This is a genomic window from Ideonella sp., from assembly GCF_044358605.1.
In the GTDB taxonomy this organism is placed as follows: Bacteria; Pseudomonadota; Gammaproteobacteria; order Burkholderiales; family Burkholderiaceae_C; genus Ideonella.
Genome location: NZ_JBIKNQ010000010.1, coordinates 52,117 through 75,472 on the forward strand (window position 1 = coordinate 52,117; position 23,356 = coordinate 75,472).

The following is a 23,356-nucleotide window of genomic DNA, read 5'->3' on the forward strand; positions in this document are numbered from 1 at the left end:
TTCTACCAGGGTTTGCCGTCATGGAACTTGCGGGAAATCAAGCCTGGCGGGGTTGTTGCACCCACACGCGCAGCTCAATGGAACCACTGCGCTCAAAGCGCAGCGTCAGTGGGAAGCGGTCGCCCGCCTGCAAGGGTGCTTTGAGGCCTTGCAGGCTGAGGCGCCAGGCGCCGTCATGGCGCAGCGGCAGCTCGCTCTGCGCGGCGATGGGCAGGGCATCGACGGTGCGCCAGGTCTGGGCTTGGCGTTGCTGAATCAGCACCGCGCTCGCCACCGGCGTGTGGCCGCCCAGCAGGCGGTCGGCCTGTCGACCGCCATTGCGCAAGAGGCGCAGATAGGCGAATCCTTCTAGAGTGCCCGGTGCCGAAGGGATGGCGTAGGGGTGGTCCAGGGTCAGGTCACCCAACTGGCTGCCGTGGGCGAGGCTCAGGCCGCAGGCCAGCAAGGCGAGGCTGCCTCCGGTGGCTTGAATGAGGTGGCGGCGCGGCAAGGTGTGCATCACCAGCCTCCTTCCAGCAGGCGCGGGCCTTGCCACAACAGGCGCAGGGCGGCGTAGGGCTGCGCGGTGGCGGCACGCTCTTGGCCGGCCTCCACCCAAAGCTGCACCGGCGACCAGCCGCTGTAGCCCATCGACAAGGCCGCACGGCTGACCGGCCGCGCGCCATTGAAGCCGGCTTCTGTGGCCAGCAAGCTGGCGCCGGGCCCTTGCAGGTCATGGCGGGTTTGCAGGCGCTCCAGACGGGCGGCTGCTTGCCAGGTGGGCAGCCAGCGCCACTGGCCTTGCAGCCACACGCCGCTGGTGTCGCCTGCGTACACGGCACGGCCGTTGACGGAGCTGAGATCACCGCGCTCGCGCCGCCACAAGCCTGCGGCTTGCAATGTCCAGCGGCCGTCGTCGCTGTCGGTGGCCAGGCTGGCACCTAAGACCTGGGCCTGGCCGTCAAAGCAGATGCGTTGGGCCATGCTGGCGCGGCAGTCGGGCACACCGTGGCTGTGTCCCACCACGCCCACGCCTTGCACGGCTGCGCCCCGGCCTTCAGGGTGAAGCCACACGCCGCTCACGTCCGCGCGCCAATGCCCCCACTGGCCCTGCAGCCGCAGCGACGGCGCTGGCGCTCCATGCGGCCCCGCAGGGAATTTACGCGCCCGCCAAACGCCTAACTCGACTTGGCTCAGCCGGGGGCCTTGCGTGTCGCTGGGCGCGGCTTGCCACTGCAGGCTGCTGCCGTCGTCCACCCAGGTGGTGTGGATGGCGGCTTGCTTCGCCAGCGGCGCTTGCGCGAAGGCATCGAGTTGACCGGCCTGCCCGATCACAGCGCCCAGTGGCACAGACTGGCGCCCCAAGCGCCAGCGCAGTTGCTCACCGGCCTGCCACCAGGCAACGTTCCATTCGCCTTGTACGCGGGCCACTTCCACGTGGGGGGCGTCGCGGTCATGCTGCCCCACCGCTGCCTGGGCCGACCAGTGGCGGTCCAAGCGCAGGCCCAAGCCCAGCACGGCATGCTCCAGGCCCAACTGGCCGCTGCGGTCCCGGGCTTGCTCGCCCGTCAGCAGCACGCCTGCGTGCCGGGGTGTGGGCCAGGCCTGGTCCGCGTGGATGGCGCTCAGCGCCACGCCGGCCCCCACGCGCCAGCCCGGCACATCGGGCACGGCATCCTCCTCGACCTCGTGGGCCATGCTCTGGCCAGGCAGGGCCAGCATCAGCAGCAGGGCGAATGCGCCAGGGTTGCGCGAAAGGCGGTGCTTAGTTGGCTGCATGGGGGTTGGAGAACTTGGGATTGGTGAGGAAGTCCGAGTCGGTCAGCGTCTTGAGAAACGCCACCAAGTCGGCCTTGTCTTGCGCCGTCAGGTCGATGCGCGAGATCAGGTCGCTTTTGTTGGGGTGGGCACGGCCATCACCGGCATTCGGGCCGCTGGTGATGTTGCGGCCACCGGCGGCATAAAAGTCCAGCACCTCTTCCAGCGTGGCCATGCTGCCGTCGTGCATAAAAGGCGCGGTCACCCCCACATTGCGCAAGCTGGGGGCCCGAAAGCGGCCACGGTCGGTGGGCTTTTCCGTCAGCTCAAACAAGCCCTGGTTGCCTGCGGGGAAGTTGCCCGTGCCGCCCAGGTTGTAGAGACCGGTGTTGTGGAAGGGGATGTCCAGCACTTGGGTGGAGGCATGCACCACCTGATCATTGAAGTTAAACCCCGCATGGCAGTGGAAGCACTCGGCCTTTTCGCTGTTGAAGAGGTCCAGGCCACGTCGCTCACTCTCGGTCAAGGTGACCGTGCCTTGCAGGAACTGGTCATAGCGGCTGTGGCCCGAGATCAGCGTGCGCTGAAAGCTGGCGATGGCGCGGGTGATGTTGCCCCAAGAGATCGGGGCCTCCACCCCAGGGTAGGCCGCAGCGAACAGGCTGGGGTAGCGGGCGTCACCACTGAGGCGCGCCAGAATCTCGGCCACATTGCCATCATTCACGCCCAACTCGATAGGGGTTTCTGAGAACAGCGGCACCTGCATCTGCGCCTCCAGGCTCAGCAGCGAGGGGTTGGCCCAGGTCAGTGTCGGGTGGTAGGCCACATTGGCCAGGCCTTGAGAATTGCGAGGGTGGGCGGCACCGGTCGAGCCCACGGCGGTGGCGCGGCCATCGGTGAAGGCTTTGTCTTGGTGGTGGCAACTGGCGCAAGACTGCGTGCCGTTGCCGGAGAGCCGCTTGTCGTAAAACAGGAAGCGCCCCAGCTCGACCTTGGCCGTGCTCATGGGGTTGTCGGCGGGCACTTTGGGCATGGGGAAGTTGGCGGGTAATTGCCACACCCAGCCGTTGCTGGGCGGGGTCTGCGCCGTGTCATTCACCGTCACACCGCCGCCGCCACAGCCCCACAAGGACAGCGTGGCGCCTGCCACGGCTGTCCCTGCGAGGGCCAGCAACGCCTGTTTGAAGCGTTGCATGGACATCACTTGCTCACGACCTTGAACAAGGTTTGCGCAGGCGAGGTCGATGTGGCCACACCGGTGGTCAAGTCCAGGCCCAAGGCGTTGAAGATGGCCGGGCACTCAGGGTCGGTGCTGCCAGACATACAGCCGGTGGGGCCGCCGCCATTGACGGTCACATTGTTGGCCGCCAGCATGGCCTTCACATCCACGGCCACTTTCTGGGTGTCAGGGTTGAAACTGGCCAACTTGACTTCCACCCGGCCCGGGCGGCTGCAGGTGTCCACTTGGCCGGCGGCCGGGTTGGCGCCGGTACAGCCTGTGGAGCCCAGGTGCATATTGAAGACCGGCGCCGTCCAGGTGCTGTTGGTCACCTCAATCTTGGCGAACTTGCGGCCACCCGCCCAACTCCAGGCCATGCCGGGGTGCGAGGCATTGTTGACCACGGCCGGTGTGACGCTCACATCAGCCGTTTGGTCGGTGTGGTTCAGCGACAGCGGCACGCCCAGGGTCATCTTGATGCCCACATAGTCACCGGCAGGCACGGTGCCCTTGATGCTGCTATTCATGGCGGTAGTGCCCGCGCAGGTGCCTGTCTTGTCTTCCAGGTCGATCAGGGTGACGGTGTCTGCGCCCTTGGTGGTGTTGTAGGTGTCTGAGGCTTCCAAGACCAGCGGCACGTCGGCGCCAGCGCGGGTCACCAGCTTCACATTCGAGATGTAGAAGCGCATGTCCGACAAGGTGCCGCTGGCGCTGGTGGTGCCCAAGCCGCTGAGGGTGGAGGCGCAGGTGATGGGGGTGTCGCCGGACACGGCGGCAAACTCCACGCGCACCGCCTTGGGGCCAGTGTCTTCGTCGCTGCCACCGCCACAGGCGGTGAGCGCGGCCAGAGCGGCTGCGGCCAAGCTGCTGAGCATCAGGGTTTTTTTCATGTCATCAATCCTCTTGAGTGGTTGGGGTTGGGTTTGTGTGGGAGGGGGAAGGCTCGGCCAGCGCCACACGCTGTGGGCTGGCTTCTGTGCGCAGTGGCGGGGGCGTCAGGGGCGGCATGGGCTCTGCAGCCAGGCCCGCTCCTAAGCTGACGGCCAGATCAAAGATCAGCAGCACAGCGGCCACATGCGCTGCCACAAACCATCGGATGCGGCTGGCGTGATCGACGGCGGGCTTCATGGCGCAGCACCCTCATGGCGTGCCACCAGCGTCGGAGCCGCAGTGGTCGAGGGGGCCGACGGGTGGCAATGCTCGACGCTGACTGTGGCGGCCACAGGCATCAAGCGCAGGGGTTTGGTGTGGCGCGACGCAGGGCCAGCGGTTTGAATGATGCTGCTGGTCAGCAGCCACAAGGCCATGGCCAACATGGCGCCAATGTTCAAGTACGTCAACCCGCGGAAGACGCGTTCTAACAGGGACACGGTAGAGACTCCTCAGGGGTGCCCTTCGCCTCAGGCCCACAGGGTGGACTCAAGGCACGACAAGAGGGCAGCCCGGGTCACCCAAAGGTGACGAAGCTTGCAAGGCGGGCGGCGCCAAGGGCGCGGCCTGCCGCAAGAGCGGCGGCTGGATCAGCCGCGCAGTGGAGGGGCTCGGGGGTGGGCGCTGGCCCAGGCAAACAAAGGCCGGGGCGCGTGCCAGAAGAGGTCGGGTGCAGCCTGGCTCAGGCCGTTGTGCAGCACCACGCCTTCGGGGGCTGCTGGGGGGGCCGCAGGCGTTGCTGCAAGGCCGCACAGCGCACAGTGTTCAAGGCTGTGCTGTGAGAGCGTGGCATCTGCTGGGAGCTCTTCCCCGCTCAGACTGACCAGCTTGATGCCCTGCGGCGTGCAGATTTCCGTCCAGGGCGTGGCCCCTTTGGAATGCGCCACCGCGTGCGAGATCGTCGGCGCCAGGGCCAAGCCGAAGACCGCCAACAAGGCGATCCACGAACAGCGGCGGAGGTGGTGACGAATCAGGGCAAACACGATGGCATTGTAGGCTGAGGGCTTTCGGTGGCCTTGCAGGACAACCCTTGACCTTGATCAGCTTTGCACGATCACTTGATATAGATCAGTGTTCGGTGCCCATCAGGGCTTGGCCTTCTCCAGCTTCTCAATCAGAGGGTCCACCCCTGCTGAATACATGGCTTCCATCATCCACTTCACCAGCCAGTTGGTGTTTTCAGGCGTGCCGCCTTTGATGGGGGGCGCCGGGTCGTACTCCATGTCCAGCATCACGCCTTGGGTGTATTTCTCGCCCCAGTTGTCATGCAGGATGGCCAGTGCCATGTCCATCCCGGCGGTCACGCCGGCCGAGGTCCAGTACTTGCCGTCACGGGTATAGCGCTCATGCGCCGGGATGGCTTTGTATTTCTTCAAGAACTCGTCTTCGCGGTACCAGTTGGTTGATGCGCGCTTGCCTTCCAGCAAGCCTGTGGCGCCCAGTACCCACACGCCCGTGCAGACGGCCCCGGTGTAGACGCTGCCCTTGTCAATGGCACGAATCCAATCCAGCACCTTGGGGTCGTAGGCGGCCTCGATGGTGCCGGTGAAGCCTCCGGGGATGATCAAGATGTCGAGCTGCTGAACCTGATCCATGGTGGTGTCCGGCATCACCTGCACGCCCATCACCGTTTTGATCATCCCAGGCTTCACGCCAATCAATTGCGTTTTAGCACCCGCCTGGCCCAGCACATAGCGTGGGCCGGTGAAGTCCAGGTCATTGACGCCGTCATACACCAAGATGCCGATGGTTTTGATGCTGTGCTTGGGCTTGCCCAAGATCGCATCCATGATCATGGAGTGGTTGTCGGCGGTGACCGTTTCGGGCAGCTTGGCTTTGAGGGCAGCGTCTTCTGCGCTCAGTGGCCCGGCCGAGGCCGCAGTGGTGGGCGGTGTTGGCGCGGGCTCGCTGCGGTGGCAAGCCGTCAAGCTCAGGGCCGTCAGTAGCCCTGCCAGGCAGGCGCGCCCGCAGGCCCAGAGTGACCCTGCGGGTCGTGAAGTTAAGGTCTGCATGTTCAGGCTCCCAAGGCCGATTTGGCGGTGAGGCGCATGTCGGCCACCAAGCCGTTGAACATGGACCCCATGAGCTGGTGCACCTCAGAAGGTGCTGTCTTGGGTGTCCCTGCCTGATAGGGCGGCGTCGGCGCATATTCGGCCAGCAACTGCACGCCCTGGGCATAGGGCTTGTCACGCAAGCGACCTACCACCGACAGGCCCAAGTCCAGCCCCGCCGACACCCCTGCGCCGGTGACGAGCGACCCGTCCCACACCACCCGCTCGTCCACAGCTTGAGCGCCGAAGTCTTTGAGCAGGCTGTGGGTGGCCCAGTGCGTGGTGGCCCGCTTGCCCCTCAACAAGCCGGCTTGTCCCAGGATCATGGCCCCCGTGCACACAGAGGCCACCAGCTTGGCGCGACGCGCCCGGTCGGCCACCCAAGCGATCAGGCGCGCATCCTGCATGGCCTTGAGGGTGCCGGTGCTGCCGCCAGGAACGAACAAGATGTCCAGGTCACTGGGGGCCTCCTCCAGCGTGAGGTTGGGGGTGAAGACCAGGCCGGCGTCACTGCGCACCGGCTCTCTGGAGGCGGCCACCAAGTTCACCTTGGCGCCCCACAGGCTGGTGAACATGTAGTGCGGCCCGACCATGTCCAGCGCCGTGAAGTCGGGGTAGATGAGCATGGCAATTTGCTCCTTGCCCAACCACTCGGGTGGGAAGGCCGTCATGTCATGCGTCAGCGTGGCGTCGGCCTTGGGGGCCTCTGCCGCCGGGGCGGTCACGGCCGCTGAGCCTGCCAAACCGGCCAGGGCCATCTGCCGCAAAAAATCACGTCGCTGTTGGGTCATGAAAGGCTCCTCAATAGTCCAGACGCAGGGTGACAGACGCGGTGCGGGGTGTGCCCGGTTGGATCCAGTCCTTCACCAAGGGGTGGCTGCCGGTGTAGTACACGGTGTCAAACACGTTCTTCAGATTGAACTGCACCGAGCCCTTGCTGCTGGTGCCGACCTTGAAGGCATACGAAGCCATGGCATCCACGCGGGCAAAGCCCGGCAGTTGGAAGGAGTTGGCGTTGTCCCCTTGGCGTTGGCCCTGGAAGAAGATGCCCGCACCCGCAGCCCACTGCTCATCAAACATCCAGCGGCCCCAGACACTGCCTGCATGGCGAGCGGTGTTGGCCAGGCGGGTGCCTTGGTAGAGAGGGTCTTGGGTGACCTTGGCGTCCAGGTAGGTGTAAGACGCCATCATGGCCAATTGCGGTGAGACCTGGCCGATGGCATCGACCTCCAAACCACGCGAGCGCGCCTCACCAATGGTGGTGACCGTGGGGTAGAGGCTGAAATCAGCCCGGTTGCGCTTGACCAACTCGTACACCGCGACCGTGGTGTTGAGCTTGCCACCCAGCGCGCTTTGTTTCCAGCCCAGCTCGATCTGCTTGGCGCGTTCCGCCTCCAGGGCATTGCCCGTCGCGGGGTCACGGCCGTTGTTGGCGGCAATGGAGTCTTGGTACTGCGCATACAGCGTCTGTTGGGGCGCAAACTCCCAGACCACGCCCACGCGGGGGGTGGTGAAAGATTGTTTGTTGGGGGCGGTGTTCGGCGTCAGGCTGAACAGCGCGTCTGTGCGGTCATGTCGCAGGGCCAACACGCCATGCCAGCCGCCGCCAAAGGCCACTTGGTCTTGCAGGGTCAGGCTGGTCCACTGGTTGTGATCGTCTGCAGGCAAGGGAAAGCTGGTGTCCAAGGCGGGGGCTTTGCCCAGCGAGGGGTTGAACACGCTCACCGAGCTGATCTGGGTGAAGTAGAGGTTGCCAGTCTTCTCGGTGCGGTAATGGTCCACCTCGGCCAGCAACTTGTGCTTCAAGCCGCCCAAGGCCAGGTCGCCTGCCAGGCTCACGGTGGCTTGGTCCAGCTTGACCCGGCCGTCTGGCCGCACATAGAAGTAGTAGCGGCACAGCGTGCTCAAGCCCGCTGTGTTGTCGCAGGTTTCGGCGCCCAGACCATAGTTCTCGCGATAGGGCCAGACATCCACCTCATGGGTCTTGGCGCGCATGCTCACCACACGGCCCTTCAGGGTCCAGTTGGGGTCCAGCTTGGTTTGTGCATCCAGCACGAGGGAGTCGCTGGTAAAGGTCGACAGCTCGGGGGCGTCGTTGTACTGGCGGGTGCGTGGCAGGTTGGCGGGGCGGTTGCCATCGGCGGGGACGCCAAAGTCGTTGCGATACTTCTGGGCGTTGTGGTCCAGCGTCAGTGCCACACGGGTACCGGCATTGGGCACCCAGGCCAAGGTGCCACTGAAGGCGGCCAGCTTGTTCTCGACGAAGTCGCGGTTAGAGCCGCCCTTGTCATAGGACAAGGAGGCGCGACCCAATAGGGTTTTCTCCTCGTTGAGCGCGCCGCCACCTTCGACCAGGGTGCGCGACAAACCATATTGGCCAAAGGTCTGCTCTAGGCCCAGCCGAGTTTGCGCCGACAAGGCCTTGGGCACCACGTTCACCAGGCCGCCCGGCTCAGAGCGTCCGTAAAGCACCGAGGCCGGGCCTTTGACCACTTCCACTGCATCCACGTTGGCCATGTTCAGCGGCACGCCCATGACCTTGACGCCGTTGACGTAATAGGCCGACATGCCCGACATGCTGCCCGAGGCGGTCATCGAGGTGGTCTGAAAGCCGCGCAGGATCAACAAGGGTTGAGCACTGCCGTTGAAGCCAAAGTCGGTGCCCACGCCAGAGACATTGCGCACCGCATCCGTCAAGGTCAGCGCCTTCTGGTCATTCAGCACGGCACGCGGCACCACTTGCACCGACTGGGGTGTCAAGAGCAAAGGCGTATCGGTCTTGGTGGCTCGCTCGGTCGGTGGTGCTTGGTAAGCGTCACGTTGACCGGTCACTTCAACACGCTCAGGCTCAGTGCTTTGGGCACGTGCGCCCAGGCTCAGCAGCGTGACAGCGACAGCGACACAGGTGGGTTTGAAAACGGGGGACATGGGCAAACTCCGGGAAAGGGTGGGGACAAAGATCGGTGCACGCGCAAGGCGCCACGCCGGACACAGGGGTGCGACGTGCCCATGGAGGGCTGCAACAAAAAGGGGATCGTTTTCACCAGCCGCAAAGGGCCAGTGGTGCCGACGCAGGCCGCGTCAGCCGCGCGGCTTTAGTTCAGCGGCGGGGCGCGAGAGGGCGCGCTGGCCCAGGCGTGCAGGGGCCTGGGGGAGACCCAGAACAGGGCGGGCGCCGAAGTGGCCGGAGCGGCCGCTAAGGTGAAGACCACCGGGGCAGGAGGCGGGGCGCCATGGGTGGTCACGCCGCAGAGCGGGCAGTGCTCTAAGTGGTGCGATGCCGTTTGGGGAGCAGCGTCGGTGCCTAAGGACTGCGGGTCTTGCACCGAGCACACATCGCTGGGCAGCGAGGCCCCCGCACTCAAGGCGATGGCGTGTGACAGGGTCGGCACCATGGCCAAGCTCAGCATGAGCCCAAGGGCCAGCCAAACTGCGCGACGAAGGTGGGTGCGGATCCAGGACAACACGGCGGCGATTGTAAGGTGCTGCCTAAGGGCCTGGTAACACTACGGCAAGGGGCGCGAAGCGGCGAATTGGGGCGCCCATCTAGGCGCAATGCGCCGCCCGCACTGGTGTGCGGGCAAGCGTTGCAACGACGAGGGGCGCCCCAATCCGCCGCTTCCCTTCGGGTTGTGGTCAAAAAGGGCGCATGCGGCGTTGCAAATCCTCGCCGGGCGGGCAGCCCGGCTGCGGTTTGCGCCTTGCCTGCGCTCTTTTTGACTCGCAACGCGTCCCCTTTCCGTAGTGTTAACAGGCCCTAGTCGGCGTGCCCACATCAACCCCGACGTGGTATCGGCGCCTCAGTGCAGGTGCACGCAGAGCACATCACCATGTCCAGCGCAGGGTGACGCGCAGGCTGCGTGGCTCAGCCGGGTGGACGATGCGGTCGGCCACGGCCTCGGCTTCGCCGGGCAGGCGTGATTCGTAGTAATACTGGATGTCGTTGACGCGTGCATTCGTCAGGTTGAACACATCCAGGGTCAGGTCGCTGTCATGGCCCAGCAGGTCTTTGAGGGTGCGCGTCAGCCGCAGGTTCAAGGTGGACGAGGGCAGGGAGCGCACGCTGTTGTCCTCGACCAAGGCGCCAGGGCCCAAGTAGCGCCACTGCAGGCTGGCGGACCAAGGCCCCAGGTCTTTGAGTGTGGCGGCCACCGAGGCGACGCGGTCCACGGCATTGGGGATGCGGTCGCCGTTGTCAAAGCGTGCGTGGGTCCAGGCCAGGTCGGCGTCCAACAGCAGGTGGCGGTGGGGTGTCCAGCGGTTGTTCCACTCGATCCCGCGGCGGGTGCTGGCGCCGCTGGCTTCGGTGGCTCCGGCATCGCCCACATAGACCAACTCAGAGGCTGACTTCAACTGCCACAGGGCCAGTGAGCTTTGCAAGCCGGCAACTGCTTCGCTGCGCAGGCCCAGCTCCCAGCCCTTGGCCGGGACCAAGCCAGGCACGGCGTTGGCGGGCTCACCGGACTTGGGGTCCTGTTTCGCGGTGGTGCCGCGTGCATCATTGCTGTGCAGGCCACGGCCGGCATTGAAGAACAACTCGGTCTTGGCCCAAGGGCCCAGCACCACGCTGAGCTTGGGTGAGACCTGGCTGTCACGGGCCTGGCCGCTGTTGGCGAGCGCGGCTTCGCTGCCGTCCAGGCCATGCACTTTGAACCATCCAGCGTCGGCTCTCAGGCCGGCGATGACACGCGCCCAAGGGCTGGCCTGCCATTCGGTTTGGGCGTACAGGCCCCACTGGCTTTGCTCAATGTCGTCCTCTCGGGTGGTGGCCAGGATGCGACGGGCTTGGGTGTCGAAGAGGCCCACGCGGATGCGGTCGTGCCGCAGTTGCGCGCCCACCTCGCTGCGCAAGTTGGCTTGGCCGAGGATGTGCTGCCAGGCCTGGCGGGCCTGCAAGCCCCCCACCCAGCGGCTGTCTTGCTGAGAAAACTGGTCCCCGGTGTCGGGCCGCTCTAGCGCATAGCTGAAGTTGGAGAACAGCTTCAGGCGATAGCGCAGCAGGTAGGCCGAGGCTTGGGTTTCTTCTGTGTCCGCGCGGCGATGCCACTCTCCTGAGAGGCTGAAGCGCGAGGTGCTGCCGCCGTCGCTGGGGTCCAGCGAGTCGAATCGGCCAAAGGGGCGGCCTTGGAACTGTCCGGCGTCGATCAGGCGTTGGGGGACTTGGTCGGTGGAGGTCCAGCGGGCGTCATAGGCCATGGCCGAGGCTGACCAACCCGACTGTGCAGTGCCTTGGCTCACGGTCAGCACGCCGTTGTGGCGCTGCAGGCCCTCGGGCACGGTCCAGGGGCCGTCGTTGCGCATCCACTCCAAGGCGCCCAGCACTTGGGTGTCTGGGCTGACCGTGCCTGAGCCTGCCGCCAGGCCGCGCACGTAGCCGCGCTGCCCGATGCTGAGTTGCGCCAGGGGGGCGTCCAAGGTCTGGCGGTAGCGAATGTCGGCTGCGCCTGCGGAGGCAAAGTCGCCGTGGCTGGCAAAGTAAGGCCCCTTGCGGTAGGCGATCTGGCTCACCAGTTCCGGGATCAGAAAGTTCAGGTCGGTGTAGCCCTGACCGTGACCGTGGCTGGGCATGTTGACCGGCATGCCGGCCACGCTGGTGGCAAAGTCGGTGCCGTGGTCGAGGTTGAAGCCGCGCAAGAAGTATTGGTTGGCTTTGCCGTCGCCCGAGTGCTGGGTGACGATGACGCCGGGCACAAACTCCAGCACTTCGCCAGGGCGCAAGGCCGGGCGGCTCTTCAGCAGTTCGGCCCGCACCACGCCTTGCGAGGCCGCGTCGCTGCTGCCCACGGCGTTGTCGTAGTGGCGGCCGGTCACCTCCACACGCTCCGGGTCGGTGGTGGCTGCGGTGGCACTGGGTGAAGTCTGAGCCCACAAGGCCGCAGGGGCGGCCAGCAGGGCCGTGGCCAAGAGGCTGAGACGAGGGCGGTGTGAGCACGAGATCGGCAGCATGGCGGGGCCTGTATGAAGTTTGAACATTTCTTCATACAAGAACCATGCCAACCCCTTGGCCTCGGGCGCTCCCAGGGCGGGCGCCCTGGCCTCAGGGTTAACGCGCGGAAAGCAACCCCCGGATTTGGAAGCTGATTGACCGGCGCTTCAAGCCGAATGTGTATGGGTTTGCAAAGACAGCGGCACCAAATGCAAGTGGCCGTGGCTGACCCCGGCTTGCGTCAAGACAGCATCGGCAAATGCTTGGACTTCACGGCTGGCCCCGCGCAGGATGACCACCTCGATGCAATGATCGTGGTCTAGGTGGGCGTGGGTGGTGGAGATGGTCAGCCCGTGGTGGTCGTGTTGCAGGTCGGTCAGGCGCAGCGCCAATTGGCGCTGATGGTGGTCATAGACGTAGGTCAGCGTGCCCACGCAAGGCCCTTCCGGCTGCGTGGCCAGCCGAGCCGCTTGCAGTTCAGCCCGCAGCATATCTCTGAAGGCTTCGCTGCGGTTCTCGTAGCCCCGTTGGCGAACCAGGGTGTCGAAAGCGTCGGCTAGGTCATCGGCCAGGGACATGGTCAGGCGTTGCATGGCAGCGGGGCAGCAGTCAGTGAGCGGCCATCATGCCCGAGAAGGTGGAGGCGGGCGAAGGACGTGCTCGACGGTCATGCAAAGCTGGCGATAATCCCTGTATGTCCATCCAGACCGACGACTTTGGAGATCTGCCCGCCCGCACTGCTCGGGTGGTGGCGGCCAGCCCGGCCACGCCGCAAGAAGAGGCGCTGGAGCGCGCGTTGCGGCCCAAGGCGCTGCAAGAGTATGTGGGCCAGGCCAAGGCGCGTGAGCAGTTGGAGATCTTCATCGGCGCGGCCAAGAAGCGCAGCGAGGCGCTCGACCATGTGCTGCTGTTTGGCCCGCCGGGTTTGGGCAAGACCACCCTGTCGCACATCATCGCCACCGAACTGGGCGTGAACCTGCGCCAGACCAGCGGCCCGGTGTTGGAGAAGCCCAAGGACCTGGCCGCCATCCTGACCAATCTCGAGAAGAACGATGTGCTCTTCATCGACGAGATTCACCGCCTGAGCCCGGTGGTCGAGGAAATCCTCTACCCGGCGCTGGAGGACTATCAAATCGACATCATGATCGGCGAAGGCCCGGCGGCCCGCTCCATCAAGCTCGATTTGCAGCCCTTCACCTTGGTGGGCGCCACCACGCGGGCCGGCATGCTGACCAACCCGCTGCGCGACCGCTTTGGCATCGTGGCGCGGCTGGAGTTCTACACCGCTGAAGAGCTCGCGCGCATCGTCACCCGCTCGGCCGGTCTGCTGAATGCGCCCATCGAACCCGAGGGCGCGCTGGAAATTGCCCGCCGCAGCCGTGGCACCCCGCGCATTGCCAACCGCCTGCTGCGCCGCGTGCGCGACTATGCGGACGTGAAGGGAGACGGCCGAATCACCCGCGTGATGGCCGATGCCGCGCTGAAGATGCTGGACGTGGACCCGATGGGTTTTGATGTGATGGACCGCAAACTGCTGGAGGCCGTGGTCCACCGCTTCGATGGCGGCCCCGTAGGCCTGGACAACGTGGCGGCGGCCATTGGCGAAGAGAGCGGCACCATCGAAGACGTGATCGAGCCCTATCTCATCCAACAAGGCTATCTGCAGCGCACCCCACGTGGTCGGGTCGCCACCTTGCTGGCTTGGCGTCACTTGGGGCTGACGCCGCCCTCCCGTGCGGGCGACCTGTTCGAGTCTTGATGTGCCCGCGCCGTTGACCCTGGCCTGCCTGTGCGCGGCCTGGTGCAAAACCTGCACCGAGTACCGCTTGACCTTTGACGCGCTGGTGGCACAGAGCCCCGGCCTGCAAGCCGCTTGGGTGGACATTGAAGACCAAGCCGATGCGCTGGAGGCCTTTGGGCCGGTGCCCGACATTGACAACTTTCCGACCCTGCTGCTGATGCGGGGCGAGCAGCCCGTCTTCTACGGTACGGTGCTGCCGCATGCAGGCGTGGCCCAACGCTTGCTGGCGCAGGCCGAGGCGATGCCGGTGCTCCACGAGGCCGAGGTGCAGCACCTGGCGCAGGCGGTGACGCAGCTGCTGCGCAGCGGCCTGCTCAGGTGACTTCTGATGCGCTGTTGCCCAGCAAGTAACGCGCCCCCGGCCCCAGGCGCTGGGCCGCATCACCGGGGTTGTAAAGCGCGCAGCGCTTGAGCGAGAGGCAGCCGCAGCCGATGCAGGCATCCAGTTGGTCGCGCAGTGTGCACAGCGCGGCAATGCGCGCCTCCAAAAGCGGCTTCCATTGGCGCGAAAGGCGCGTCCAGTCGGCCTGCGTGGGCGTGCGGCCTTCAGGCAAGTTGGCCAGGGCTTGGCGGATGTCGTCCAGGCTCAAGCCCACGTTTTGCGCTGCGCGGATGAAGGCCACGCGGCGCAGCACCTCGCGCGGATACAGCCGCTGGCCGCCGCTGCTGCGCAAGGCTGTGATCAGTCCTTGGTCTTCGTAGTAACGCAGGGCGCTGGTGGCCAGGCCTGCACGCTCGGCCAGTTGGCCAATGCTCCAGTGCTCGCTCATGAGGTGTCTCGAAGAAGATTGATCGCGGAGAGTGTAAATCTCTTGACTTCAAGTTCACTTGAACTTTGAGAATGCACTCATCACCAACTTCCTCAAGGACATTCATCATGAGCCGGATCACTTTGGAACATGTCAATTTGACCGTCACCGACCTGCCCGCCACGCTGCGCTTCATTCAGCTGGCGCTGCCCGACTGGCGCGTGCGCGGCAGCGGGCAGATGGACTGGTTTGGCAAGACCATTGACTGGTGCCATGTGGGCGACGACCACAGCTACCTGGCCTTGCAAAGCGGTGGCGAGACTGACCCCATCGCTTGGCAAAGCCACCACACGGCCGTCAAGCACATTGGCTTGGTGGTGCCCGATGTGGCGCAGGTGGTCGAGCGCTTGGGCGCCGCTGGCTTTGCCTTAGACCATTGGGGCGGCACGGGCGCGGCCCGCCGCAGTGCCTATGTGATGGCACCGGGTGCACTGCAGTTTGAGTTTGTGCAGTACGACAGCGAAGAAGTGGCCTTGCGCAACGACTATTGAGTCAGAGGCTAGGCGTCAAGGCCTTGCTACCTTACGTGGGGGGCAGTCGTCGCGTCCCGAGCAATGTCCAGTTTCGGGGGCGTACAGACCCGCCCGATCAGCCACAGCAGGCTCAGTACGCCTAAAGCGGCAGCGGCTTTGTCTACCCAAGGCAGGGTGTGCGCCAGCCACAGCAGGCTCATGACCGCCGCCATGGCGCACAGGCCCAGGGCCCAGGCCAAAGCTTTGCGCTGGCGCGACAGGGGCGGGTTGTAGAGGGGGCGTTTCAGCTCGAACGGCGGGCTGGGGTCTTGGGCTGCGACATCGGCAGGGCGCCAGCCCGGTGGCATCAGCCAGACCTTCAGCTTGTCCAGCGGCACTTGGGTGTGCCAACTGTCCTTCGCCAATGCGCTGTAGACCTCCAGGTTGGCCCAGACGGGGTTCCAGCTGCGCAGGGGTTTGCGGGTGCCGTAGACGATGGGTTCGAGATCGTCTTCATCGATGAAGGTGCCAAACAGTCGGTCCCAGACCATGAAGATGCCGCCATAGTTTTTGTCGAGATAGCGGTCATTCACCGCATGGTGAACGCGGTGGTTGCTGGGCGAGCAAAACCAGCGGTCAAACCAGCCTAGACGTCCGACCTGCTGGGTGTGGACCCAAAACTGGTAGAGCAGGTCGATCAAGCCCACCACGGCAAAGACCAGCGGCGGAAAGCCCAGCACCGCCATGGGCAGGTAGAACAGCCAGCCCAAAAGGTGGCCCGAGGAGGTTTGACGCAAGGCGGTGGAGAGGTTGTAGTCCTCACTTTGGTGGTGCACGGCATGGGCGGCCCACAGCACGGCCACCCGGTGGCCGCAGCGGTGCAGCCAGTAATAGCAAAAGTCATACAAAAGCAGTGCGCTGACCCAAACCCACGCTTGGTCCGCGGGCAGCTGCCACAGCGAGGCGTGCTGCCACACGCTGGTGTAGACACCCACCGCCAGCAAGGCCGTGAACAGGCCGATGACCTGGCTGAGCATGCCCAAGCCCAGGCTGTTGAAGGCGTCGTTGAGCCGGTAGCTGGGGCGCCCGCGGCGCGTCCCGACCCACCACTCCAAGGCCATGAGCAATAAAAACACCGGGCTGGCCAGGGCAATGATTTGGGACGAGGTCATGCGCGAAGGGGGCAAATAGGGAGAGGTGTGGACATGGTGCCCCAAAGCGAGAGACTTGTTGCTTGGGACTTTCATGGCCTTGCTGGCGCCAGAATCGGCCGGGCTTGACCCTTCTTATTGGCGCCTTGAGCTGAAGAGTTCACCGCGACACTTTGTATCAGCGTAAAGCGGCGAGAGGGTCTCACCGCGAGCCACGGTATTCTTCTGAGGAGTGAGCCATGAGCTTTTGGTCGAGCTTGGGAATAGGGCGCCGCTTGCAGCTGGCTGCCTTGGCGCTGGTGGCGATTCTTGGCGCGGTAGCGGCGTTTTCGTGGCTGCGGCTGGCCGAGGTGCACGATCTGACCGAGAGCACCGAGACAGACCGGGTGCCACAGCTGCAGCGCGTCGCTGATATTGAGTTGAATGTCACACGGGTGTCCTTGCAGATCCGTCATGCCCTGCTGGTGCGCAACGACGAGGACCTCAAGGCCACGCTGGCCGACATTGGGGCTAAGCGCAAGCTCATTGACGAAACCATCAAGTCCTATGGCGAAGCGCTAACCTCTGACATTGGCAAGGCCGAGTTTGCGCGCATGCAACCCGTGGCGCAGGCGTTCTGGGAAGTTGGGGGGGCCAACATCGAGCAGATCACTGCGGGCCAGAAGGATGCCGCCTTTGACATGCTGGTTGCCAAAACCATCCCCGCCCGCAATAAGCTGCTCGAAGCGCTAGCGAGTGAGAAAAAGCGGCAGAGTGAATGGCTGAAGCGCGACCTTGCGGGTATCGACGAAAAAGCCACCGCGATGGCGCGCATGATCGTTGGCATGGTGGCCGTTGCTGGTTTTGTTTTGTTGGCGGCTGTCTGGATGATTGCCGGCACCTTGCGCCGTCGCGTGGCGGTGGCGCAGAGCGTGGCCGATGCGGTACGAGGGGGCGACCTGTCCGTCACGGTGAAGGACGACGCCCGTGATGAGTTCTCACCGCTCTTGGCGGGCTTGGCGCAGATGCAGAAGTCGCTCTCTGAAGTGGTCAGCACGGTGCGGCGCAATGCTGAGAGCGTGGCCACCGGCAGTGCCCAGATCGCCCAAGGCAATCAAGACTTGAGTGGCCGCACCGAGCAGCAGGCCTCAGCGCTGGAGCGCACGGCCTCCGCCATGGAGCAATTGGGCTCCACGGTGCGCCAGAACGCCGACAACGCGCAGCAGGCCAATCAACTGGCCATGGGGGCCTCGACCGTGGCCGTGCAAGGCGGTGATGTGGTCGGCCAAGTCGTTGAGACCATGAAGGGCATCAACGAAAGCTCCAAGAAGATTGCGGACATCATCTCGGTGATCGACGGCATTGCTTTCCAAACCAATATCCTGGCCCTGAATGCGGCGGTGGAAGCCGCACGCGCTGGCGAGCAAGGCCGCGGCTTTGCCGTGGTGGCTGGTGAGGTGCGTAGCTTGGCGCAACGCAGCGCCGAAGCTGCGCGTGAGATCAAGCAGCTGATCACGGCCAGTGTGGACCGGGTCGAGCAGGGCTCAGCGCTGGTCGATAAGGCCGGTCACACCATGAACGAGGTGGTCACCGCCATCCGCCGTGTGACGGACATCATGGGTGAGATCAGTACCGCAAGTGCCGAGCAAAGCGCTGGCGTGGCCCAGGTTGGGCAATCGGTGACCGAGATGGACCAGGCCACCCAGCAAAACGCGGCCTTGGTAGAGGAAAGCGCCGCGGCAGCGGAAAGCTTGCGCGGCCAAGCCCAGCAATTGGTGCAGGCCGTCGCCGTGTTCAAGCTCAGCGGGCAGGACAGCTGACACAGCGCGTCGGCCTACAGCGCACCACCCTTGGCTGCACCCAAACCCGCTTCGGTCGTGGCTAAAGCTCCGACCGCACCGCGTGCTGCACCCGCCAAGCCGCAAACACCACCGTCGCCGCCTGCCCCTGCTGCCAGCGCACCGGCTGTGGCCAGCACGGCCAGCGATGACGACTGGACGACGTTCTAAAGCTCACACCGCTTGGGTGGCGCCGTCGGTAGCTTCGTCCAGCGCTTGGGCCTCTAGGTGGTAAGTGTCGGCCCAGCCGACCAAGGTAAAGCCCTCGCCGGTGTAGAGCAGGCGGTTGATGCCCGTGTTTGGCAACTCCCAGGTGCGTGGTGCATTCAGCGTCATGTGAGACGCGGCGCGGTAGAGGCAGTCCAGCACGCCGCCGTGGGTCACGATCACCACGGTCTGCCCCTCGTGCGGTGCGGCCAGTGCAGCAAAAGCCGCCACACAGCGGTCCGAAAACGCCTGCAAGGTCTCGCCACCTTCTGGCCCAAACTCGGGCAGGCGGCGACGCCACAGTTCACTCAGGTCGGGCCATTGCTGTTCGATCTCGGCATAGGTCTGGCCTTGCCAATGTCCAAAGTGTCGCTCGCGCAGGCTGGCATGCTCTGTCAACGGCATGCCCAAAGCTTCGGAGATGGCGCGGGCAGTGTCTCTGGCGCGGCTCAGGTCGCTGCTGTAGAGCACGTCGGGGCGGTCTTCCAACAGGCTTTGCGCGGTGAGTCGGGCTTGTGCTTGGCCGCGCTCATTGAGCGGCACATCCAATTGGCCTTGCAGGCGCGACGCCACATTCCAGGCAGTTTCGCCGTGGCGGATGGCGATGATGCGCGTCGGCTCTCGCATTACACCCCCCAGACGATGGGCTCATCAGCGCCTTGGCAGCGCTGCATCATGTCGATCAGCGGCCACGCGCGCTGGCGCAGGGAGACGCTGGGGGCGGAGTCGGTGTCTTCTTCAGCGGCTTGCGCGCGCTCACGCTCCTCTTCCGCAATGGCGGATTGCAGAGCGGCAATGGCTGCAGGATAGGCCGCAGGCTCGATGATGCCCTTGGCGGCAGGCTCCTTGCCCATCAGCGTGAGCAAGCGGTCGCCTAAGTCGCCCAGCATGATCACATCGCCCGATGCTTTGCTTTTGAATTTGTAGATCACAGTCGCCCCTGAGTTGGTGGTGTCACCCTTGCATTGTCCTCCCATGCTGCAGAGGCCGGGGCGGGGCGGCGGGTTCAGGCGGCATGGGGGGTATTGATGTCGGCGCCGAAGAAGTAGCTCAGCCTCTGGCGTGGCGCCAAAAATTCGGCCGTTTTGACTGGCAGTTGGTCCGGCTTGAGGTTGCGCCGAATGCCAATGTCGGTGACACCTTCCAGGTTGAGGTGAAGGCGGTCTTGCCGCGAGGCGCGTGGGTCATGCACCAGCACCGTGGGTTTGAGCGGGCGTTGCGCGTTCACGGTCATGACGATCGCAAAGCGCTCATCCGACAGTTGCACCACCGAGCCGGGCGGGTAGATGCCCATCATGCGGATGAAGGCGTTCAGCAGGCTGATGTCGAAGCGTGTGCGGCTTTGCGCAAACATGCGCGAGAGCGCCTCGTGCGGCGTTAGCGCCATGCTTGGTGTGGCGGGGTTGCAGAGCTTGTCATAGTGGTTGACCATGGAGACGATGCGCGCGGCCTGTGTCATGCGCTCTTGCGGGCAGCCTGACGGAAAGCCCGAGCCATCGGCCATCTCATGGTGTTGGGCCAGCACCAACAGGCTGCCGGCCGTCAACCCCATGCGGCGGCCCAGCGCAATGCCTTGGGCCACGTGGTCTCGGTAAAGACTTTGCTCGGCGGTCGTGAAGTTGTCCTGTTGCCAGCGCAGGCGATCCGGCAAGTTCAGTTTGCCGATGTCGTGCAACAGTGCGCCAGTCCCCAGGTCCATCAGCTCGTGGTCGGGCCACCCCAGGTGCTTGGCCAGTAGCAATGAGAGCACGCTGACGTTCATGGCGTGGGCCGAGCCACGGTCGCCGCTGGTGTCGCCCAGTACCCGCAGACAAAGCTCGGCGTCGCCGATCAGCATTTTGTCCAGCAGGGCGCGGGTCAGCTGATGGCTGCTGTCTCGGGCCGCTTGGGGCGCGGTGAGCGCTTGGTCATTGATCTGCTTGAGTGCGCGGCAGGCTTCGCCAAACTGCTTTTCGCACAGCCGCTGGGTCGTCTCTTGCGCAGCCAGTGCTTTGGCCTGACGCTGGCCGGGGGTTTCGGGTTCGGCCGAGACCGCCGCTGGGGCGGGCATGTCAATGGGCGTCGCCGCCACCAGCTCGGGCGTGGTGTGCACGGTATCGCTGCGCGCGGCGTCCCAGCGGACATGGCTCAGCCCGAGGCTGCGCACGGTGTCGATTTGCTCTTGCGAGCTGATTTTGAAACTGGACAGTGGGAAGGGGTGGGACATCCACCCGAGGTCGAGGTGGATGAACATCCCCACCCGCAGGTCCTCGACAGGAACTTTGGCGGTCATGGTGGTGCTCAAAACAGTCCTTTGCAGAGGGCTGCTAAAGGTTCTGCTTCTGTTGTCGGCTGCGGATGCGGCCGACTTGACACCCGACTTTGGGGGGGTGTCGTCGCCTCAGCGTCGAACTTGAGTGCCCAAGTACCGCTTGCGCCAGAAAAACAGGCCCAGTCCAATGCCCACGCAGAGCATCAGGCCCAGGGCCACAAAAAAGCCGGTGCTGCTGTGGATGAGCGGGAGCGCATCGAAGTTCATGCCAAAGATGCCGGTGATCAGGTTCAGCGGCAGGAAGATGGCGGTGAGCACCGTCAAGGTGCGCATGATGTCGTTTGTGCGGTTGCTCAGCGCCGAGAAGTGCATTTGCACGGCGCCATCGGCCGACTGTTCCAGCCGCCGAACATGGCTGAGCACGCGCTCGATGTGCTCCAGCACGTCGCGGGAGCGCACCCGCAGCAGCTCGCGCTCGCGCCGCTTGGTGGCGTCGGCCTCCAGCGGCCATTCGTCCAGCGCGTCTATCCATTCCTGGATGGCACTGCGTTGGTCCTCGCAGGTGTCTTCCAGCCGGTGCAAGGCGTCGCGCGCGGCCAGCAGGGCGGGCCAGTCGTCAAAACGGCTGCGCGGGGCCAACAAGGCCGCCTGCAAGGCTGTGAACTGGCGGGTCAGCATGCGCCGCAGCTCAAGGTAGCTGTCCACCATGTGGTTGACCATGCGCAGCATCAGGTCGGCGGGGCTGGTGGGCAGACGGGCGCTGCCGCGCAGATCGGGCTCTTGGGAATGCTGCTCCAGACGCTGGGCAAAGTGCTCCAGCACCTGGCACCCTTCTGGGTGCACTGTCAGCAGCACGCGGTCAAAGACGGCGAAGCCGACGGGGTTGGTGTCGATGGCCTCCAGGGCCTCGTGCAGGCCGTCCCGCTTGGGGGGTTTTGGATCCTCGCCATCTTTGTGCTGGGCGCTGCTGGGCGTCGCTGCCAAGCGCCTGAAGACCAGCATGTCGTACCAGGAAGTGTCCTCAAAATGCGAGGGCAAATGGGCATTCAGCAGGTCGCTGGTGTGCAAATCGACCAGGGCCGCCCCCATCCATCGATGAAGCCCTGCTTGCACGGCTGCCAACTCTGCATTCAGCTCGGCACGGGTGCAGCCCAGCCACAGAAAGCCGTCGGCAGGCAGATCTTCAGGCAGCAAGCCCAGCGCAGTGAAGCTCTCTGGGCGGATCAAGAAGATGCGCATCAAGGGCTTAGTCCTGACGCAGCAGGCGCGCGGCTTCGAGGGCGAAGTAGCTCAGCACACCATCGGCCCCGGCGCGCTTGAAGGCGAGCAGCGACTCCATCATCACGGCATCATGTTGCAGCCAGCCGTTGGCTGCGGCGGCCTTGAGCATGGCGTACTCGCCGCTGACTTGATAGGCGAAGGTGGGCACGCGGAATTCGTCTTTCACGCGGCGGACGATGTCCAGGTAGGGCATGCCGGGTTTGACCATCACCATGTCCGCGCCTTCGGCGATGTCGAGCGCCACTTCACGCAGTGCTTCGTCGCTGTTTGCCGGGTCCATCTGATACGTCTTCTTGTCGGCTTTGCCCAGGTTGGCGGCCGAGCCCACGGCGTCGCGGAAGGGACCATAAAAGGCGCTGGCGTACTTGGCGCTGTAGGCCATGATGCGGGTGTGGATGTGGCCCGCACCTTCCAGGGCTTGGCGGATGGCACCGATGCGGCCGTCCATCATGTCCGAGGGCGCAACGATGTCGACACCGGCCTGTGCCTGCACCAAGGCCTGGGCCTTGAGCACCGCCACGGTGTCGTCATTCAAGATATAGCCCGAGTCATCCAGCAAGCCGTCTTGGCCGTGGCTGGTGAAGGGGTCTAGCGCGACATCGGTCAGCACGCCCAGTTCGGGGAAGCGGGCCTTGAGGCCTTGCACCACGCGCGGCACCAGACCGTCGGGGTTGGTGGCTTCGCGGCCATCAGGCGTTTTGAGGCTGGCGTCGATCACCGGGAACAGGGCCATCACCGGAATGCCCAGGCGCACGCATTCCTCGGCCACCGGGTAAAGCAGGTCCAGGCTAAGGCGTTCAACGCCCGGCATGCTGGCGACAGGCTCGCGCCGCTGCTGGCCATCCAACACAAAGACAGGCAGGATCAAATCTTCGGGGCGCAGGTGATATTCGCGCACCATGGCGCGGCTGAAGGCATCACGGCGCAAACGGCGCGGGCGGCTGGCGGGAAAGGCGGGCGGAGTCGGCACGGCGAGTTCCTGTGATTCTAGGGAGGTGAGTGCGGCAGGCGCCGCGAACTGTGCATTTTGCGGGGTTCTTGCCGATGGCGGCTAGGTCTTGCGGTGTTAAAGTCACTTCTGAGTGGTGCCCGTGAGGGCGCGCTCCCTGCTTTTCCTCCCTGAGCAGGTGCCTTTACGTGATGACAGCGTCAAGGCTTTTCAGCCCAGGCCTTTATGGTCTGGGCTCTTTCTTTTCTGGCCCTCCTTTTTGAGCGCTGCTGCGCTGCTGCGCTGTCGCGCTTGGTGTGGAGCCGAAGTCAGCCCGGCACGTCGCGCCTCATAATCTGGGCATGAGCACAAGCTATCTCTGGGTCAAGGCCTTTCACATCGTCTTTGTGGCGAGTTGGTTTGCGGGCTTGTTCTACCTGCCGCGCATCTTTGTGAACTTGGCCATGGTGCCGCAAGAGTCGCATGCCGAGCGCGAGCGTTTGCTGCTGATGGCGCGCAAGCTCTCGCGCTTTGCGCTCCTGCTGATGGTGCCTGCCTTGCTGCTGGGTCTGGTCTTGTGGTGGATGATGGGCTGGAACGTGGGCGGCTGGATGCATGCCAAGCTGGCGCTGGTGGCGCTGGTGCTGGGCTACCAACATGCCTGCCATCGCATCCTGCACAAATTTGAGCACTTCGAGAATCGGCGTTCGCACCGCTGGTTCCGGGTGTTCAACGAGGTCAGTGTGCTTCTGTTCATCGCCATCGTCGTGTTGGTGGTGGTCAAACCGTTCTGAGC

Annotated in this window: 25 protein-coding genes and 1 pseudogene; 6 read left to right on the forward strand and 20 right to left on the reverse strand. The window is 64.6% G+C overall.

All coding sequences use genetic code 11. From position 1 onward, the window contains the following. Positions 1-37 precede the first annotated feature (37 nt). The 13 genes from ACIQ3Q_RS05580 to nikR form a co-directional block, all read right to left on the reverse strand. On the reverse strand, positions 38-499 hold the full coding sequence (locus ACIQ3Q_RS05580; protein WP_396268017.1) for a copper chaperone PCu(A)C: 462 nt from the start codon (positions 497-499) through the stop codon (positions 38-40). Next, positions 499-1,758 carry a hypothetical protein gene (locus ACIQ3Q_RS05585; protein ID WP_396268019.1) on the reverse strand — a complete coding sequence of 420 codons (1,260 nt, stop codon included), beginning with the start codon at positions 1,756-1,758 and terminating at the stop codon, positions 499-501. The genes ACIQ3Q_RS05580 and ACIQ3Q_RS05585 overlap by 1 nt, the downstream gene beginning before the upstream one ends. After that, complete coding sequence (locus ACIQ3Q_RS05590) at positions 1,745-2,932, reverse strand: MbnH family di-heme enzyme (protein ID WP_396268020.1); 1,188 nt, start codon at positions 2,930-2,932, stop codon at positions 1,745-1,747. Before ACIQ3Q_RS05590 ends, ACIQ3Q_RS05585 begins: the two co-directional genes overlap by 14 nt. 5 nt (positions 2,933-2,937) lie before the next feature. Beyond that, positions 2,938-3,846 carry an MbnP family copper-binding protein gene (locus tag ACIQ3Q_RS05595; protein WP_396268021.1) on the reverse strand — a complete coding sequence of 303 codons (909 nt, stop codon included), beginning with the start codon at positions 3,844-3,846 and terminating at the stop codon, positions 2,938-2,940. Positions 3,847-3,850: 4 nt separating this feature from the next. Beyond that, the gene (locus tag ACIQ3Q_RS05600; RefSeq protein WP_396268022.1) at positions 3,851-4,084 is read right to left on the reverse strand and encodes a hypothetical protein; all 234 of its coding nucleotides are present in this window, start codon (positions 4,082-4,084) and stop codon (positions 3,851-3,853) included. Continuing rightward, complete coding sequence (locus tag ACIQ3Q_RS05605; protein ID WP_396268023.1) at positions 4,081-4,326, reverse strand: hypothetical protein; 246 nt, start codon at positions 4,324-4,326, stop codon at positions 4,081-4,083. The genes ACIQ3Q_RS05600 and ACIQ3Q_RS05605 overlap by 4 nt, the downstream gene beginning before the upstream one ends. Positions 4,327-4,476: 150 nt before the next feature. Further along, a complete protein-coding gene (locus tag ACIQ3Q_RS05610; protein WP_396268024.1) occupies positions 4,477-4,869 on the reverse strand; it encodes a DUF2946 domain-containing protein in 393 nt (130 codons plus the stop codon). Between the two features lie 102 nt (positions 4,870-4,971). Beyond that, a complete protein-coding gene (locus ACIQ3Q_RS05615; RefSeq protein ID WP_396268026.1) occupies positions 4,972-5,898 on the reverse strand; it encodes a DJ-1/PfpI family protein in 927 nt (308 codons plus the stop codon). 2 nt (positions 5,899-5,900) lie between these two features. Next, positions 5,901-6,728 (reverse strand): DJ-1/PfpI family protein, encoded by an 828-nt coding sequence (locus ACIQ3Q_RS05620; RefSeq protein ID WP_396268027.1) that lies wholly within the window; start codon positions 6,726-6,728, stop codon positions 5,901-5,903. A gap of 10 nt (positions 6,729-6,738) precedes the next feature. After that, complete coding sequence (locus ACIQ3Q_RS05625; protein ID WP_396268028.1) at positions 6,739-8,865, reverse strand: TonB-dependent siderophore receptor; 2,127 nt, start codon at positions 8,863-8,865, stop codon at positions 6,739-6,741. A gap of 167 nt (positions 8,866-9,032) precedes the next feature. After that, complete coding sequence (locus tag ACIQ3Q_RS05630; protein WP_396268029.1) at positions 9,033-9,404, reverse strand: DUF2946 family protein; 372 nt, start codon at positions 9,402-9,404, stop codon at positions 9,033-9,035. Between the two features lie 358 nt (positions 9,405-9,762). Continuing rightward, a complete protein-coding gene (locus ACIQ3Q_RS05635; protein ID WP_396268030.1) occupies positions 9,763-11,883 on the reverse strand; it encodes a TonB-dependent receptor in 2,121 nt (706 codons plus the stop codon). 147 nt (positions 11,884-12,030) lie between these two features. Beyond that, the gene (gene nikR / locus ACIQ3Q_RS05640) at positions 12,031-12,456 is read right to left on the reverse strand and encodes a nickel-responsive transcriptional regulator NikR (protein WP_396268031.1); all 426 of its coding nucleotides are present in this window, start codon (positions 12,454-12,456) and stop codon (positions 12,031-12,033) included. 101 nt (positions 12,457-12,557) lie between these two features. Between nikR and ruvB the strand changes: the two genes are divergently transcribed. Then, entirely contained in the window at positions 12,558-13,622 is a 1,065-nt protein-coding gene (gene ruvB / locus ACIQ3Q_RS05645; protein ID WP_396268032.1) for a Holliday junction branch migration DNA helicase RuvB, read from the forward strand. Position 13,623: 1 nt separating this feature from the next. Beyond that, the gene (locus ACIQ3Q_RS05650) at positions 13,624-13,986 is read left to right on the forward strand and encodes a thioredoxin family protein (protein WP_396268033.1); all 363 of its coding nucleotides are present in this window, start codon (positions 13,624-13,626) and stop codon (positions 13,984-13,986) included. On the opposite strand, the gene soxR is transcribed toward ACIQ3Q_RS05650, so the two are convergent. Beyond that, on the reverse strand, positions 13,979-14,434 hold the full coding sequence (gene soxR / locus ACIQ3Q_RS05655) for a redox-sensitive transcriptional activator SoxR (RefSeq protein ID WP_396268034.1): 456 nt from the start codon (positions 14,432-14,434) through the stop codon (positions 13,979-13,981). The two genes, ACIQ3Q_RS05650 and soxR, sit on opposite strands and share 8 nt — an antisense overlap. Before the next feature lie 107 nt (positions 14,435-14,541). Here soxR and ACIQ3Q_RS05660 point away from each other — a divergent pair, with 107 nt between their 5' ends. Then, positions 14,542-14,964 (forward strand): VOC family protein, encoded by a 423-nt coding sequence (locus tag ACIQ3Q_RS05660; RefSeq protein WP_396268035.1) that lies wholly within the window; start codon positions 14,542-14,544, stop codon positions 14,962-14,964. A 92-nt stretch (positions 14,965-15,056) separates the two neighbouring features. On the opposite strand, the pseudogene ACIQ3Q_RS05665 reads toward ACIQ3Q_RS05660, so the two are convergent. Next, positions 15,057-16,097, reverse strand: a pseudogene (locus ACIQ3Q_RS05665) (sterol desaturase family protein); the annotation flags it as partial. Between the two features lie 218 nt (positions 16,098-16,315). Here ACIQ3Q_RS05665 and ACIQ3Q_RS05670 point away from each other — a divergent pair. Both ACIQ3Q_RS05670 and ACIQ3Q_RS05675 read left to right on the forward strand, forming a co-directional pair. Continuing rightward, positions 16,316-17,875 carry a methyl-accepting chemotaxis protein gene (locus ACIQ3Q_RS05670; protein ID WP_396268036.1) on the forward strand — a complete coding sequence of 520 codons (1,560 nt, stop codon included), beginning with the start codon at positions 16,316-16,318 and terminating at the stop codon, positions 17,873-17,875. 57 nt (positions 17,876-17,932) lie between these two features. Beyond that, positions 17,933-18,064, forward strand: coding sequence for a hypothetical protein (locus tag ACIQ3Q_RS05675; protein ID WP_396268037.1), 132 nt, complete (start codon positions 17,933-17,935; stop codon positions 18,062-18,064). A 3-nt stretch (positions 18,065-18,067) separates the two neighbouring features. Here the strand turns inward: ACIQ3Q_RS05675 and ACIQ3Q_RS05680 are convergent, their stop codons facing one another. The 5 genes from ACIQ3Q_RS05680 to hemB form a co-directional block, all read right to left on the reverse strand. Then, a complete protein-coding gene (locus ACIQ3Q_RS05680; RefSeq protein WP_396268038.1) occupies positions 18,068-18,727 on the reverse strand; it encodes a histidine phosphatase family protein in 660 nt (219 codons plus the stop codon). Next, entirely contained in the window at positions 18,727-19,077 is a 351-nt protein-coding gene (locus tag ACIQ3Q_RS05685) for a DUF1840 domain-containing protein (protein WP_396268039.1), read from the reverse strand. Before ACIQ3Q_RS05685 ends, ACIQ3Q_RS05680 begins: the two co-directional genes overlap by 1 nt. Positions 19,078-19,106: 29 nt before the next feature. Then, entirely contained in the window at positions 19,107-20,372 is a 1,266-nt protein-coding gene (locus tag ACIQ3Q_RS05690; RefSeq protein ID WP_396268040.1) for an HD-GYP domain-containing protein, read from the reverse strand. A gap of 108 nt (positions 20,373-20,480) precedes the next feature. Further along, complete coding sequence (locus ACIQ3Q_RS05695; RefSeq protein WP_396268041.1) at positions 20,481-21,590, reverse strand: magnesium transporter CorA family protein; 1,110 nt, start codon at positions 21,588-21,590, stop codon at positions 20,481-20,483. 7 nt (positions 21,591-21,597) lie between these two features. Then, entirely contained in the window at positions 21,598-22,602 is a 1,005-nt protein-coding gene (gene hemB, locus ACIQ3Q_RS05700; protein ID WP_396268042.1) for a porphobilinogen synthase, read from the reverse strand. A 320-nt stretch (positions 22,603-22,922) separates the two neighbouring features. On the opposite strand from hemB, the gene ACIQ3Q_RS05705 reads away from it, so the two are divergent. Then, complete coding sequence (locus ACIQ3Q_RS05705) at positions 22,923-23,354, forward strand: CopD family protein (RefSeq protein WP_396268043.1); 432 nt, start codon at positions 22,923-22,925, stop codon at positions 23,352-23,354. Positions 23,355-23,356 lie beyond the last annotated feature (2 nt).